Genomic DNA, 15,647 nt, shown 5'->3' with positions numbered 1-15,647 from the left:
ATGCCGCTACGTTAGTTACGATCCGTTTCGATAACGTCCACGCGCACGGAGCCTTCGTCCGAAAGCGCGTTGACGACGGTACGCAGAGCCTTGGCGGTACGCCCGCCACGGCCGATCACCCGACCGAGATCGTCAGGGTTCACCCGAACTTCCAGAAGTTCGCCACGACGATTACGTGATGCCGAGACCTTGACATCATCCGGGTAATCAACAATTCCCTTGACCAGGTGTTCCAGAGCGTCCGTCAGCATTAGGCTTCCTCAGTTTCCGCTTCGGTAGCGTCGCCGGCTTCGGCTTCCCCAGCTTCAGCGGCGGCAGCAGCCGCGGCTTCCGCTTCGGCCTTCGCCTTCGCTTCGGCAGCGGCAGCACGGCGCTTTTCGGCGTCGTCCTGGACCTTCTTGACCGCTGCGGCGCGCGCTTCTTCAGCGTTCACAGTTTCCGGAACACGCAGGCGGCCTTCCTGGCCATCCTTGTATCCCTTGAACTTCTGCCAGTCACCGGTCACCTTGAGCTGCGCGAGCACGGCTTCAGTGGGCTGAGCACCCACACCGAGCCAGTACTGGGCCCGATCAGAATCAATGCGGATGGTGGAAGGCTGGGTATTGGGATCGTAGTAGCCGATTTCCTCAATAACCTTGCCATCGCGCTTGACACGCGAATCCGCCACGACGATACGGTACTGGGCCGCACGGATCTTACCCATGCGCTTCAAACGAATTTTGACTGCCACTTTTGTGGTCAATCCTTTCTCATTGGGGTGGGTTACCCGGCCGGTTGGGGGACGCGCACCGTGCAACCCGTGAACACAGATGACACCGGGTTGAGAGGGACCCGGCATCTTCCAAGTACATCTAGCTATTCTGCCAGAATTTCCTGGCGGAGGGAACCGGCAATGTGCGGACGTTCGGTGAGATCACTTACGCCGCCACGACGGGGCGATGCCGCTATAGCCGCGGTTCGAGCCCACCGTCTCACCATCGCTCCATCCCACCATCCCACCGTCCCACCGTCCCACCGTTTGAACCTGACAAGCCCCACGGTGCCTGGCAAGATGGGAGGCGTGAATACCACCGTCTCTCCTGCCGCCGCGCCTGCGGGCACCGTCGCCGCCGTGGACTCCCCCGCCACCGCAGCCGCTCCTACCTCAAAACTGGTGCGCTATGCCTGGCTCTCCGTTGCGGCAGCCCTCATCACCATTGCGCTCAAAGCGGCCGGCTACTGGCTCACGGGTTCGGTGGGTCTCCTCTCCGACGCCTCGGAATCGCTGGTCAATCTGGCAGCGGCTGTCGTTGCTGTGCTGGCTCTTTCCGCGGCTGCGAAACCCGCCAATGAGCGCTATACCTACGGGCGCTCGAAGGCTGAATATTTTTCTTCCGCCGTGGAAGGCGCGATGATTTTCGCGGCGGCCGGTTTTATTATTTTTTCCGCAGTTGATCGCATTATTCACCCCCAGCCGCTCTCGGACCTGGGATGGGGGCTGGGCATCGTGGCGCTCGCGTCACTGGTCAATGGGCTTGTCGGCGCCATCCTGCTGCGCGCCGGTGCGAAGCACCGTTCCCCCACCCTGCGCGCCGACGGCAAACATCTCCTGACCGACGTGATCACCTCCGCCGGGGTGATCGTGGGTGTGGGGCTGGTGGCGCTAACCGATCAGCCTCTTCTCGATCCCATCGTCGCTATCCTGGTCGCGGCCAATATCCTGCTCACCGGGGTAAAGCTGCTGCGTGAGTCGCTGGCGGGCCTCATGGACGCAGCCCTTCCCGACCCGGATACCGAAAAAATCGTAGCGATTCTCCGTTCGCATACCCGCCGCGAGGTGCGTTTCCACGGTCTGCAAACCCGGGTGGCGGGGCGTGAATCGTTTTGTAATTTTGATCTGCTGGTGCCCTCCACCTGGACGGTGCGCGAGGGCCACGAACTCGCCGAGGATATCGCGGAGGAATTACGCGCCGCCGTGCCCCATCTGCGTGCCCTCATCCACGTGGAGCCCTTGGAAGACCCGCGTTCCTACGAGGACATTCCGGAAGGTTACGTGCCGTTGGGCGGTATTTCTGATGCGGTGCCGGATATCGTGGTGGAGGCTTTAACCACGGGGAAGAACGACGACGCCGCTCCCTCCCAGAAATAACCACGTGGCCAAGAACAACGTAGCGGGCAAGATTCCTCCTGCCCGCTGCGCCGTCGTCGTCGTTATTTAAGGAAGCGCTTGAGCTCTTCCATACTTGCCATATCGGGCCCCGCTTGAGCAGCGCCGGGAAGCTGAGCTCCCTTGCCGAAGGCCGAGCCCTGTTCGGCACGCTGCCGTGCCGCCGCTGCTTCGGCTTCCTGGCGGGCGCGTTTCGCCGGATTCCCCGAACGCCCCTTCTTGCCGCCCGAAACGTTCTTCTTCGCGCGTTTCTGTTTGCGTGAGCCCCCGCCAACGCCGGGCATGCCGGGCATTCCCGGCATCCCGCCCCCGCGACTCATCTGCGTCATCATTTTCGCAGCACCCTCAAAGCGCTGCACCAGCTGATTGACTTCCTGGACGGTGGTCCCCGAACCGCGAGCGATGCGCTGACGGCGCGAACCGTTGAGGATTTTCGGGGTACGGCGCTCGGCGGGCGTCATGGATTGGATAATGGCCTCCACGCGCCCCATCGAGGATTCGTCCCACTGCTCGAGGGCTTCGCGGTACTGCCCCATTCCGGGCAGCATCCCCATGAGTTTCTTGAGGGAACCCATCCGCTTGATTTGATTCATTTGCACGAGGAAGTCATTGAGGTCGAAGGACCCCTCGCTCATTTTCTCCGAGAGTTCGCGCTGCTGTTCTTGCGTCCAGGTGGCTTCGGCCCGTTCGATAAGGGAGAGAATATCGCCCATATCGAGGATGCGGGAAGCCATGCGGTCGGCGTGGAAGCGTTCGAAATCTTCCAGTTTTTCACCGGTGGAGGCGAAGAGAATCGGTTTGCCGGTCACGCCGCGCACCGAGAGCGCCGCGCCGCCGCGGGTATCGCCATCGAGCTTGGTGATAACCACGCCGGTGAAGCCAACGCCATCTTGGAAGGCCTTCGCGGTGGCAACCGCGTCCTGGCCGATCATGGCATCGATAACGAAGAGTACTTCGTCGGGATTGACGGCGGCCCGGATATCGGCGGCCTGCTGCATGAGGACCTCGTCGATACCCAAACGCCCGGCGGTGTCCACCACGACGGCGCCGTAGCCGTTCGCGGCGGCGTAGTCCACGCCACTGGCGGCCACCTGGATGGGGTCACCCACCCCGTTACCGGGTTCGGGAGCCCATACATCCACCCCGGCGCGTTCACCCACGACCTGGAGCTGTTGCACGGCGTTGGGGCGCTGCAAATCGGAGGCCACGAGAAGCGCCTTGCGGCCCCCGCGGGCGAACCAACGCCCGAGCTTACCAGCCAGCGTGGTTTTACCCGCGCCCTGGAGGCCGGCGAGCATGACCACGGTGGGCCGCCCCTGCGCAAAATTCAGTTCCCGAGTTTCCCCGCCGAGAATCTCGATGAGTTCGTCATTAACAATTTTGACGATCTGCTGGGACGGGTTGAGGGCCTGGGAGCGCACCGCACCGGTGGCGCGTTCGCGCACCGCGGCGGTGAATTCGCGCACCACGGGAAGCGCGACGTCGGCGTCCAAGAGGGCACGCCGAATCTCGCTAATGGTGGTTTCTACATCCGCCTGGGTGAGAACACCCTTGGAGCGCAGATTCTTGAATGCACCGGAAATCCGGTCGGAAAGATTATTAAACACTGGCCAGCCTTCGCGTCAAAAACTCGTTCCATTGTAAAGCAGGGGGCGCGGGCGCGCATATTCGCCGCTGGTGCGGCGGCGTGCCCGCTGATGCGGAGGTATGGTGCGGCGGTAGAGCTACCCGCAAACGTGGCGCCGGGATACCAGCCCGCGCGTCTCTGCCCGCTCCTTGCCCCACGCTCCGCACTTCCCGTACTTCCCCCACTTAGTTCAGCAGGGAATCGACGAAACCTTCCGGGTCGAAGGGAGCCAGGTCGTCCGGCCCCTCCCCCAGGCCCACCAGTTTGACGGGCACGCCCAGTTCACGCTGCACCGAAATAACGATGCCGCCCTTGGCGGTGCCGTCCAACTTGGTGAGCACAATACCGGTCAGCCCGGTCACCTCCGCGAAAACGCGAGCCTGTTGCATCCCGTTTTGCCCCGTGGTGGCATCCAGGACGAGAAGAACTTCATTGACCGGCGCGGTGCGTTCCATAACGCGCTTGATTTTTCCAAGTTCGTCCATGAGCCCGGCCTTATTTTGGAGGCGTCCAGCGGTATCCACAATCACTACGTCCACTCCGGCAGCATCGGCCTGCGCCACCGCATCGAAAGCGACGGAGGCCGGATCGGCACCTTCGCGATCCGAACGCACCACATCGACTCCCACCCGGTCGCCCCAGGTGACCAGCTGATCCGCTGCGGCCGCCCGGAAGGTATCAGCAGCCCCGAGCAGCACCGTGGTTCCCTGCGCGCGCAGCAGGCGCGCGAGCTTACCCACCGTGGTGGTTTTCCCGGTGCCGTTCACGCCCACCATAAGAACCGCCGCGGGATGCACCGCGCCGGAATCCGCTTCGCTGCGGGTGAGGTTGAGGGAGCGATCCATATCCGGACCCACGTGGCGCAGCAGTTCCTCACGCAAAATTTCGCGTACCCGCTGCGGGTCGCTGGTGCTTTCAATTTTCACCCGCGAGCGCAGGCCCTCCATGATCTCGCTGGTAGCATCCAGCCCCACATCGGCCATGATGAGGGTATCTTCCAGTTCTTCCCAGTCCGCCGCGGAAAGATCCCCGCGCGAGAGAATCGCCAAAAGTGCCTGCCCGAAACCGCCCGAGCGAGCCAGCCGGGCCCGCAGGCGCTGCATCCGGGAGGGAATCGATTCGGGTTGTTCAACAGCCGGAACGGTAACAATATCCGGGGTGGCATCGCTGGTGCTTTCACCGGGAGTTTCGCCGGGTGCTTCTGCATCGGTACCCTCCGCGGCTTCTGCCGCACCATCCCCTTCAAGAACTGGGGTATCCCGGCGTTCCAATTCCTCGCGCCGCTGGTTCTTTTTGACCAGGGAAATGACGAGGGGAACAAGGAGGAGGGCGGCAACGCCAGCGATGACAAGTGCAAGAACTACAGGATTATCCACCCCTCCAGTCTTGCAGAGGGGGGCAAGTTTTTCCACCTAGAAGGTTTTAGGCGCTGCGCCGTTCGCGCTCGTCAGTGTCCTCAGGCGCGAAACTTTCTGCGACGTCCGTGCCGTGGCTTTCTTCCGGTGCCTCCGCAGCAACGCCCACGACGTCCGCGCCCTCCACACCGTCCACGACTTCTGCGACGCCCGCACCGTCGGCTTCCGCGCGGTTTTCTTCTTCGGCGCTCACGGCGCGACGGCGCAGCGGCGGGGCGGGAATACGAGCCCGCAGTTTTTCACTGTTGCGGCGCACCGTTTCCGAGATTTCACGCTCCGTTTCTCGCGCGCGGTCAAAGTGCTCATCGAGGGTTTCGGAAGTGATATAAGCTTCGGATTCGTGCGCGAAAGCCTCGAACATATCGTCGACCGCCGTATCGTGGTGGACGATGTCATAGGTGTCCATATCCAGTTCATCAGAGCGCCACGCGTCAAAAGATTCCGCGACGGATGTTCCAGCGCTTTTCCCGGAATTCCGCGCAAAGGACAGGGCATACACCAGCGCTGCGGCAGCGATAATGATGGCGATAACAACGATGATAAGGGGCACGGTCTCATTATGAGAATTTTTGCGGCGGACGGCTACCTCCAACCCGCCCGCGAGCGGAATTGTTACCGAACTGCAACGTAAGTCTCATTGTTCGCGCAGCTCAGACATGCGCTGGGAAACCACGGTGGATACCCCGTCTTCGCGCATTGCCACCCCGTATAGCGCATCGGCAATTTCCATGGTGCGTTTCTGGTGGGTGATGACCAGGAGCTGGGAAGAGCGCTGCAACTCCCGGAAAATTTCGAGAAGGCGCCCCAGATTAACGTCATCAAGGGCGGCTTCCACCTCGTCCATCACATAGAACGGGGAGGGGCGAGCCATAAAGATCGCCACAAGGAAAGCAATAGCGGTGAGCGAGCGCTCCCCGCCCGAAAGGAGGGACAGCCGCTTAACGCGTTTACCGGGAGGCCGCGCCTCAATTTCCACCCCGGTGGTCAGCACATTCTCCGGGTCGGTGATAATAAGGCGCCCTTCCCCACCCGGGAAAAGGCGAGCAAAGACCTGCTCAAAACGGGCGCTAATATCGCTAAGCGCGGCTTTCATAACGAGGGTGACTCGTTCATCAAGCTCCGCCACAATATCGAGAAGGTCAGCGCGGGTTTTCTTCAGGTCATCAAGTTGCTGGGCAAGGTACTTTTGACGTTCTTCCAGCGCGGCGTGTTCCTCCAGGGCGAGCGGGTTAATGGTACCCAGCCGCGCGAGGGCACGCTGCGCCGTAGCCAGGCGCCGTTCCTGTTCGGCGCGCACGTAGGGCACCGCACCGTCCTCGGTGGGCACCTGGATATGCGGTCCGAATTCTTCGACGAGGGTAGTGCTATCGACGCCCAGGTCCTCGAGGGCACCGGTGGCTAGCTGCTCGTATTCCATGCGGGCACGGGCGGTCGCCAGTTCGCGGGCGTGGGTGGAATCTGCGAGCTCGCGTTCGCGGGTGCGTAGCTGATCGACGCGTTCGCGTAGGTGCGTGAGCTGCCCCTCAGCGCCGTGTTGTTCTTCTTCTACCCGACGACGCCGCTCGGCCACCTCGGCACGTAGGCTGCGCACGTAAGCCAAGGCGCGCACCGCCCCGGCTGCGACCTGCCCCGCCAGCACCGCGTGCTGGCCACGGATCTGGCGGGCGCGTTCTTCCCGCTCAATACGTTCGCGGGCCAGCCGGGCCCGGTTATCCAGGGCATCAGCCCGCCCGCTCAGGGCCCGGAAGCGTTCTTCGGCGGTGCGCAGCGCCAGCCGAGCCTCCGTTTCCTGTTTGCGGGCTCCCACGGCGGCCTCATGCGCGCTATCGCGCTGCTGAGAGAGCCGGGCAAGTTCGCCATCACCTGGAATATCGGCAGTATCTTCTTCAGGCTCCGCGAAGCTATCCAGCTCTGCTTGCCGGGCGGCGATATCTTCCCGCAAGGAGGCGGCGCGGGCGACGGCGCGCTCTTCATCGGCACGCGCGGCGGAAAGAGCCTGACGCAGGGCTCCCAATTGGGCGGTGGCGGCGGCCAGGTTAGAATCGCGCGCCGTCAGTTCACTCCCGGAAGCTTCGGCGCGGGCGCGGGCATCTTCTTCAGCGGTTTCCGCTTTCCGGAGCGCGGCGGCTGCCTCATCGGCTGCGGTGGCGGCGGCATCAAGCTGCTCGGAGGCCTCCTGGTAGGCAGCTTGGCGGGCGAGGGTAGCCGCGGCGGTGGCCTCTCCCCCGGTAGCGGTGCAGGCGGTGATAATATCTCCGGTCCGTGTCACCGCACGGGGAGCCCCGGCACTCACGAGCTGACGGGCGGTCACAAGATCGGCAGTGAGGGCGGTGCCGGCCAGGAGCTGTGTGAGGAGGCCAGCTAGATCGCTGCCTGACTGGGACCCGCTCACCACCGCCAGGGCATGAACTGCGGCATCCGGATCTGGGCGCACCGTTTCGAAAGCAGCATTGAGCGCAGCTTCGCGGGCGGCGGCTGCGGCGTCGTCGTTCTTCCCTCCCGCAATGGTGAGGGTAAGGCGCCCGGCTTGCACCTGCGCGGCGCCCCGCAAAATATCGACGGCGCTGTCCAGATTGTCCACCACCGCACCGGATGCGGCGCCCATCAGTGCATTTTCCGCCGCGCTTTCCCATCCGCGTTCCACGTGGAGGTGGTCGCGCAACAGGGCCGCACCGTGCTCGATAGCCCAGGCAGTGGCATCTTCGGGTTCCAGCGAGAGCGCGAGAGTATCGACAATCGCTTGTAAGCGCGCCATCTCTTCGCGGGCGCGTGCCTCGTTTGCTCGGGCTTCTTCCACGGCGGCGCGGGCTGCGAGATGGGCCCGAGTATGTTCTTCGTGGGTGGTGGCGAGGGTATCGTCCCCGGCGGAGGTGGCAACGAGTTCTTCTTCGATGTCCGTGACCTGCACGCTGGTGGTTTGCACGCGCTGACGCGCGGCCGCCACATCCTTCTCTACGCGTTCAACTTCGGCTTGGAGTGCCTCGAGCCGGGAGCGCACCGCGGAAACTTTCCCAGCCCGGCGCGCGGCGTTCTCTCGCGCGTCAGCACGGGCACGGCTCGCCTGGTTATAGGCGCGCTCAGCGGCAGATTCCGCGGTTTCAGTTTCCTCACGCTGGGTGAGGACGGTGCGCAGGGCATCCTGGGCCTCACGTACGCGCCCCTCCAGTTCTTCTTCTTCGGCGCGAGCCCGGACGGCGCGCGCCTGGAGTTCCTCGGGATCGTCTTGCCCGCCCCGTGCTGGCATGGTGCTCAGGGTACGTTCGCGTTCGCGCGCCAGTTCGTCCATGGCGCGGAATCGTTCCTCGAGGGAGGCGAGCCGCTCGGAGCTATCGCGCAACGCAGAGAGCTGAGGGCTCAGGCGCGCATGGTGTTCTTCTGCCTCGGCGAGGGCGGCGCGGGCCTGGGTGAGGGCCGCTTGGTTTTCTTCACGCAGCTGGGCGGTGCGCTGGTCTTCGGCAGCCCCGGCTTCCAGCCGCGCCTGCGCCTGTGCTAGATCATCAGCGAGAAGGCGGGCCCGAGCGTCGCGCTCGGTGGCTTGGATAACCTGGGCACGGCGGGCGGCCTCCGCCTGTTTGGCGAGCGGTCCGAGCTGACGGCGCAGCTCCGCGGTGAGATCCTCCACCCGCGTGAACGAGCCCTTCATCGCTTCGAGTTTACGCAGAGTTTTTTCTTTGCGACGGCGGTGTTTGAGCACCCCGGCGGCTTCTTCAACGATATTGCGGCGCTCTTCGGGACTGGAGGTGAGAACTTCGTCGAGGCGGCCCTGCCCGATAATGACGTGCATTTCCCGCCCCATGCCGGTATCCGAGAGCAGTTCCTGGACATCGAGGAGGCGTGCCGGGGTGCCGTTAATGGCGTATTCGGAGCCGCCGGCGCGGAAGAGAGTACGGGTGATGGTCACTTCGGAATATTCGATGGGGAGCACGCCATCGGAATTATCGATGGTGAGGGAAACTTCCGCGCGTCCGAGCGCGGGACGGCGCGAGGTGCCGGCGAAAATAACATCCGCCATGGAGCCACCCCGTAGAGTTTTCGCGCCCTGCTCGCCCATCACCCAGGCGAGGGCGTCCACCACGTTGGATTTCCCTGAACCATTAGGGCCGACCACCGCGTTAATTCCGGGTTCAAAGCGCACTGTGGTGGCGGTGGCAAAGGATTTGAATCCTCGCATGGTCAAGGTTTTTAAGTGCACGATTACAGATTATGCCAGACGGCGCCACCGGTGGGACTCCGACGGGGCGTCGATACGGTGCTAAGGAGCACCGACGCCATTCGTGGCACGCCGCGGCTCGGCGACAGAAGCCGTTAACGGTGCGACGGTGCGCGGCTAAGGTGCGACGGTGCGCCGCACCGTTACGGGTTCCTAGAACATGAAGGGGACGACGACGATCTTATAAATGAGCGCAATCGCGAAGGTGGTGGCGTAGCCGGTCATCACTCGGTTATCGGTGGTGCGTGAAGTAGCGTAGGAGAGCACCGCCGGCTGACCGAGCAGCCCGGCCACCGCACCCGAAGAACGGGTGGCGGAGGAACCGAGGATCCAGGCAGCCGCCATCATAACCCCGCATCCAACGATGCTCACCGCCGCGGCCAAGAGCAGCGATTTCAAGCCCACCATTGTGAAAACGGTGGAGGCAAAAGCAGAACCGGAGTTGAGGCCCACCGCCGCGAGGAAGAGCATGAGCCCGAACTGGCGCAGGGTGAGATTCGCGGGGCGCGGGAGCTGCCAGGGCACCCGACCGGTGCGGTGCACCGCCCCGAGGATCAGCCCCACCACAAGCGGGCCGCCTGCCGCACCGAGGGAGAAAGCCGCGCCACCCGGGAGCGGGATTTCCACCAGTCCGAGGGCGAAGCCGAGGGCAAGCCCGCCGGCTGCCGCCACCCAGTCCAGTTCCGAGGAGCTGGAGACCGAATCACCGAAGTATTCTTCGAGTTCCTCGACCCGTGAGGTGGGTAGGGCGACTTCTACCACATCGCCCATTTCCAGGTAGGTATCCGGGGTGGCCAGGATTTCATCGTCGGCACGGCGGATCACCGTCACGCGCGCTTCGAAACGACGGTAGAGCGGGAGGGAACCCACCGTGAGGCCGGCAATATCCCGATTGGATACCGTGAAACGGTGCACCGTCAGATACGGATCGGTCAGGCGCCGATGACGCATGCGGCTACCCAGGCGTTCGATAGCTTCGGAAAGCGCGGCCCGGGACGCAAAAATACGAACCCGGTCCCCCGGTTCCAGAGCGCGTTCCATATCGAGCACATGCCAGCGCCTATTGCGCCGCATGGCTACGAATCGCACTTGCTGGCCGGCGATATCCCGCATCTGCTCCGCGGAAATCTCCCGATCCACATAGACGGTTGCCTGTTCCAATTCCACATCATCGGGATCAAGCTGGTCGTTACGTGCTTTCCATTCCCGGTTAATGAAAACAGCAACCATGACAATGGCGAGTGTGACCCCAACCGGATAACCAATGGAATAGCCCACGGCAGGGTTATCCGGATCGGTCATTTCCTGGGCGAGCGCAAGCGAGGGAGTGGAGGTAAGCGAGCCGGCGAAAACACCCACGGCGGTACCACGGAGCAAACCGAGGAGCTCCCCCAGTCCCACCGCGGCTGCCGCCCCGGCCGTAATCGCAATAACCGAAGCGAGCATGAGGCCCAACTGTTTGCGGATCTCCTGGAAGAATGTTTCCCCGGCTTCCAAGCCGATCATATAAACGAAAATTCCCAGGCCCAGATCTTGCAGCAGCACAAGAAGCGAAGTGGAGGGCGGAACCACCGCGCCGACGAGCAAACCGATGAAAAGCGCCCCCGCTGCCCCAAATTTCAGGGGACCAAAAGGAATCGCCCCGAAGGCGGCACCGAGCGCCACCACGATGAAAACAACGAGAACGGTATTGCTGGCGAGAATATCGAGCACAGTGCCACCTCGGAGTTGAAGACTGGTAGATCGTTACCGATTCTACCAATTCAGCGCGCCGCGCCAGCACCTTAGTGCACCGCGCCATCGCCTTTGCGCACCGCGGCATCACGTCAGTGCCCCGTGCCGGCCCCGTCTTTACTCAGTGGGAGCTTCATCAGGAGTCCCTTTGCCCATGATCTGGCGCGCCATACCCGCCAGGTAGACCGAACCGAGGACCGCCACCACCGGCGTGGCGAGCTCCTCACCGGCCTCGGCCTCGGCCCATCCGGCAGCTTCGTCAATCGCGGCAAGCAGGTCGCGCTCCACCCGCACCCGATCCTCCCCGAAGACCTCCCGCGCCAGCTCTGCCAGTTCCTCGGCGTCCATCGCCCGCTCACCGGGCATATCGGTAACCACAACGGCATCCAGCACCGGCTCGAACTGCCCGAGAGTTCCTTCCACGTCCTTATCTGCCATCATGGCGAGCACCCCAACACGCCGGCCGGGATAGTACTCTTCCAGCGCGGCGGCGGTATGCGCCGCACCGTGGGGGTTGTGGGCCGCGTCCACGAGGACCGTGGGCGAGGTGCGCACCACTTCGAGACGTCCGGGCGAGGTCACGGCCATCAGAGCATGTTCGACGACGTCACCAGAAAGCGCGCGCCCGCCGAAGAATGCTTCAACCGCCGTGAGGGCAAGCGCCGCGTTCTCCGCCTGGTAGGAGCCGCGCAGCGCGAGGGGAATATCGTCGTAGCGGGCAGCGGGGGTACGCACCGTCATAAGCTGACCGCCTACCGCTGTCTCCCTCCCGAGCACCTCGATATCTTCCCCGTAAACGGATACGTGGGCACGGGCCTGATGGGCTGCCTGAGCGATAGCCACAGCGGCGTCCTCGGGTTGGGCGGCGCTCACCACGCTGGCTCCGGGCTTAATAATCCCTACTTTCTCCCCGGCGATCTGCGCGATGGTGTGCCCGAGCCAGCGTTCGTGGTCCAGGGCTATGGGGGTGAGGACGGCGACGTCGCCGTCGATCACATTGGTGGCATCCCACCGTCCCCCCATACCAACTTCGACCACGGCCACATCGATGGGTGCGGCCGCGAAAGCTACGTAGGCCATGACCACGAAAACTTCGAAGAAGCTCATGCGCGGCCCGCCCTCCGCTTGGGAACGCTGATCCACGAGTTCAACGAAAGGCGCGACATCTTCCCAGGCCTGAATGAAATCCGCCCGGGAAATATTATGCCCGTCGATGGCGATGCGTTCGCGTACCGAGACCAGGTGCGGGGAGGTAAAGCGCCCGGTGCGCAGGCCATGCTCGCGCAGCAGTGCTTCGATCATGCGCGCCGTCGAGGTTTTTCCGTTGGTGCCCGTCACGTGCACGCACCGGTAGGAATGGTGCGGGTTGCCAAGCAAATCCAGGCACATCTGGACGCGTTCAAGGGAAGGCTGCACCTTGTGTTCGGGAGCGCGGGTGAGGATATCGCGGTAAATGGCCTCTACTCGGGCTTCCTCCGCGGTGGTATCCGCTAGCTCGATAATGGGATTGGGTGATTGTTTGACCTCCCGGATGACGGCCTCGTCCCCAAAAAGCCCAGAGCTGAGGACCTCGGTGAGTGCCGCATCAAGTTCGGCTTCCCGCGACTCCTCCGGATCACGGGGCTCCTCCAGATCCCGTGCACCTTCCGGATCACGGGGCTCCCCCGCATCGGGAGCCTCGGAAGTTTCCTCCGGGCCAAAGTCCCCGGCCTGCTCCAGTTCCCCCTCGCGATAGTTCTGTGCGTCGTCGTACCCCATACCGTTGTGGCCGGTGCCGTCATGCTTCGCGTTATTCGTCCCCATACCTGCCCTTTCCACGGCACACCAGCATATACCACGGGGCCCACGGTGCGACTGGCGCTGCCAGCCCCGTGGGCCCCGTTCCCGGTCGTCTACCGGTGCCCGAGCGGATCCTCAGGCGACATATGTTTAGGACGCGGATTCTTCGGCGTTCTCCACCGAGGGGATGAGGGTGGAGAGCAGGAGCGCGATAATCACCAGGACCGCACCCACCGCGATTCCGGCCTGGTACCCGCCCACCACGTTCTCGGTGCCGCCCACGGCGGTAGCCACGGCGGTCAGGATCGCGAAGGAGAGCCCGGCGCCCAGGTTGAAAGCACCGGCATTCATGCCCGGCAGGTAGCCCTGGTTATCGGCCGGAGAAAGCACAACGCCCAAGCCGTTGAGCATGATATTGACGGTGCCGGCGTAGGTAATACCGATGGCCACGCACAGGAAGAAGATAAGCGACTTCGAGGGCGTCCCAACTCCAAAGACCGCAATCCCGAGGAAAATAACCGTGGAGAGCAGCCCCACCTGGAGCACCTTCTTGTAGCCGAAGCGCGAAGCGAGCTGCCCGGCAATCGGGCCCATAATGAGACCAGCGATAGCGTAGGGCGTCAGCGTCACGAAGGATACTGTTTCTGCCGGGAGCTCCAGGCCACCGGCGCTGGCTTCCAGCTGCGCGAGGTTCGGGATGAGGCCGTTCATGACCGCGAATACCCCCGTCATGGTGAAGAGGGTGGTAGATAGCAACGCCCAGGTGCGCCGTTGCTTGAGGTAGCGGGTGGCCACCAGCGGGTGGGCGCGCGAAGATTCGATCTTCCAGAAAATTACCGCGGATACGGCCGCTACCAGGATTTCCACGCCGATGAGCCACCAGCGGGCATCCCCGAGCTTGCCCAATTCGTTGAAGGCGAAGTAGACGCAGCCGAAAACGATAAGCAGTGCGATAACGCCGGGCCAGTCCATCGGGGTGCGGTCACCCTGGGATTCGCGGGTGCCGAACATCGACGCTACAAAAGCGATGGCGCACACAACCGCCATGCACGCGAAAACGGAGCGAAAGCCCCAGTTACCGGCGAGCCAGCCGCCCAGCAGGGCGTCCACCCCAGCGATACCGCCGTTGACGGAGGTCAGGATCGCCATGTACTTGGCGTAACGGCGCGGCTCGGGTACTTCCTGGTGCAGCATGACGAGCGTGAGGGGCACCATCGGCCCTGCCGTCCCCTGAATCACGCGCCCGATACCGAGGATGGTGACATTGGGCGCCAGTGCGGAAACCACACATCCGATCCCGGTGGCCAGGAGCATGCCCAGCAGAATCTTCTTGCGCCCGATCAGGTCACCCCAGCGCGGCAGGAAGAGGGAGAAGAGCGCGGCGGAGGCGAAGAACGCCGTTTGGGTTACGCCGATTTCCACGTCGGTCGCGTTCAGTTCCACGCTCATGGTGTGCAGGGCTGGGGAGAGCATGGAGGCGTTGAGCTGGAAAGCGAAGACCGCGCACAATAGCGCGGCCATCAGCACGATAATATTCGTGCGCGAACCGGATCGCGCCTGGCCGGCACGCGCGGGAACGGAAGATGCCATAGTTTTTTCTTTCTCACCGGGGAGGACGACGCCGCACCGTGGCAGCGCCGTCCTCCGTTCATAAAGGTTGGGTTGGGCGGGGCTTAGCCCCGTGATTAGCCCAGGTAGTGGTGTTCGCCCACGCGCTCCAGCGCATCGGCGATGAGATCCCAGAAACGCCCGTGATCGAGCCGGGTCGCAGCCCAAGTGTGGCAATCTTCGGGAATGGGGCCGCGGAAATCAGCCACCGTCATCCCCACGGTGAGGGTGCCGGTGAGTTCCACATCGATGGGCACCTGCACCGTTTCCACGATGGTGGGGTCGATAAGGTAGGCCACGGCGCACGGATCGTGGACCGGCGGGTAATCGAAGCCCTGCGCGTCCTGGTAGGAGGCACGGAAGAAGTCCATGAGTTCGTGGACGAAGCGGGCCGGCTGGGTGCCCACCGCGTCAATCTTCGCGTAGGCTTCCGGGGTGCAGAGGGCCTGGTGGGTGAGATCTAGGCCCACCATGACCACCTTCCACGGCTCGTTGAAAACGATATGTGCCGCTTCGGGGTCAATCTTGATATTGAATTCGGCCACCGCGGACCAGTTTCCAACGTGGTAGCCTCCACCCATGAGAACCACCTGCTTGACGCGCTCGGCCAGGCGCGGTTCCTTGCGTACCGCGAGCGCGATATTGGTGAGCGGGCCGGTGGGGACAAGGGTGACGGTGCCCGGTTCGTGCGCCATGACAGTGTCAATAATGAGATCGACGGCGTGCCGGGAATCAAGCTCGATAGCCGGGGTAGGTAATTCGGTGCCGTCCAGACCGGTATCACCGTGAATATCGGGGGCGACTTCCACCGGGCGTACCAGCGGGCGGTCGCATCCGGCCGCGAAAGGCACTCCCGTCATTTTCATAACGGTGCCCACGGCGAGGGCATTATTCGTAACTTTCTTCAGCGTTTGGTTGCCGCCCACCGTGGTGACGGCAAGCAGATCAATCTGCGGATTTGCCCACGCCAGCAGCATCGCAACGGCGTCGTCATGACCGGGATCGCAATCCAAAATGATTTTTTCCGGGGTGTGCTGTGTTGCCATGTTTCTCTCCACATCCTTGGGGAACTCCCGCGGAGTTCTACGTGCTTTCATTAAAACATAGAAAGAACGGTTTCACCGCGAG

General features: G+C 63.2%; 11 protein-coding genes. 1 reads left to right on the top strand and 10 read right to left on the bottom strand.

Annotated elements, in window-relative coordinates; genetic code table 11:
- Positions 1-11: 11 nt before the first annotated feature.
- Positions 12-251: an RNA-binding protein gene (locus CYJ17_RS05435; protein ID WP_026428525.1), complete on the bottom strand. Its 240-nt coding sequence runs from the start codon at positions 249-251 to the stop codon at positions 12-14.
- Positions 251-730 (bottom strand): 30S ribosomal protein S16, encoded by a 480-nt coding sequence (rpsP, locus tag CYJ17_RS05430; RefSeq protein ID WP_026428524.1) that lies wholly within the window; start codon positions 728-730, stop codon positions 251-253. The genes CYJ17_RS05435 and rpsP overlap by 1 nt, the downstream gene beginning before the upstream one ends.
- 321 nt (positions 731-1,051) lie before the next feature.
- On the opposite strand from rpsP, the gene CYJ17_RS05425 reads away from it, so the two are divergent.
- Positions 1,052-2,128, top strand: coding sequence for a cation diffusion facilitator family transporter (locus CYJ17_RS05425; protein WP_101595133.1), 1,077 nt, complete (start codon positions 1,052-1,054; stop codon positions 2,126-2,128).
- 62 nt (positions 2,129-2,190) lie between these two features.
- Here the strand turns inward: CYJ17_RS05425 and ffh are convergent, their stop codons facing one another.
- From ffh to uriH, 8 genes are all read right to left on the bottom strand, one after another.
- Complete coding sequence (ffh, locus tag CYJ17_RS05420) at positions 2,191-3,753, bottom strand: signal recognition particle protein (RefSeq protein WP_087071003.1); 1,563 nt, start codon at positions 3,751-3,753, stop codon at positions 2,191-2,193.
- 205 nt (positions 3,754-3,958) lie between these two features.
- The gene (gene ftsY / locus CYJ17_RS05415) at positions 3,959-5,149 is read right to left on the bottom strand and encodes a signal recognition particle-docking protein FtsY (protein ID WP_087071004.1); all 1,191 of its coding nucleotides are present in this window, start codon (positions 5,147-5,149) and stop codon (positions 3,959-3,961) included.
- Positions 5,150-5,195: 46 nt separating this feature from the next.
- Entirely contained in the window at positions 5,196-5,738 is a 543-nt protein-coding gene (locus CYJ17_RS05410; protein WP_087071005.1) for a hypothetical protein, read from the bottom strand.
- Positions 5,739-5,822: 84 nt separating this feature from the next.
- Positions 5,823-9,380, bottom strand: coding sequence for a chromosome segregation protein SMC (smc, locus tag CYJ17_RS05405; RefSeq protein WP_257959906.1), 3,558 nt, complete (start codon positions 9,378-9,380; stop codon positions 5,823-5,825).
- A gap of 171 nt (positions 9,381-9,551) precedes the next feature.
- On the bottom strand, positions 9,552-11,111 hold the full coding sequence (locus tag CYJ17_RS05400) for an aspartate:alanine exchanger family transporter (RefSeq protein ID WP_087071007.1): 1,560 nt from the start codon (positions 11,109-11,111) through the stop codon (positions 9,552-9,554).
- Positions 11,112-11,249: 138 nt separating this feature from the next.
- Entirely contained in the window at positions 11,250-12,935 is a 1,686-nt protein-coding gene (locus CYJ17_RS05395) for a bifunctional folylpolyglutamate synthase/dihydrofolate synthase (RefSeq protein WP_234984524.1), read from the bottom strand.
- A gap of 126 nt (positions 12,936-13,061) precedes the next feature.
- The gene (uriT, locus tag CYJ17_RS05390; RefSeq protein WP_101595138.1) at positions 13,062-14,501 is read right to left on the bottom strand and encodes a uridine transporter UriT; all 1,440 of its coding nucleotides are present in this window, start codon (positions 14,499-14,501) and stop codon (positions 13,062-13,064) included.
- 95 nt (positions 14,502-14,596) lie between these two features.
- Positions 14,597-15,565 (bottom strand): uridine-preferring nucleoside hydrolase UriH, encoded by a 969-nt coding sequence (gene uriH / locus CYJ17_RS05385; RefSeq protein WP_026428515.1) that lies wholly within the window; start codon positions 15,563-15,565, stop codon positions 14,597-14,599.
- Between the last annotated feature and the right edge of the window lie 82 nt (positions 15,566-15,647).

The sequence above is a fragment of the Actinotignum timonense genome (assembly GCF_002860685.3).
In the GTDB taxonomy this organism is placed as follows: Bacteria; Actinomycetota; Actinomycetes; order Actinomycetales; family Actinomycetaceae; genus Actinotignum; species Actinotignum timonense.
The sequence above is the reverse complement of the archived record's forward strand: the minus strand, read 5'-3'. Positions and strand labels throughout refer to the sequence as shown.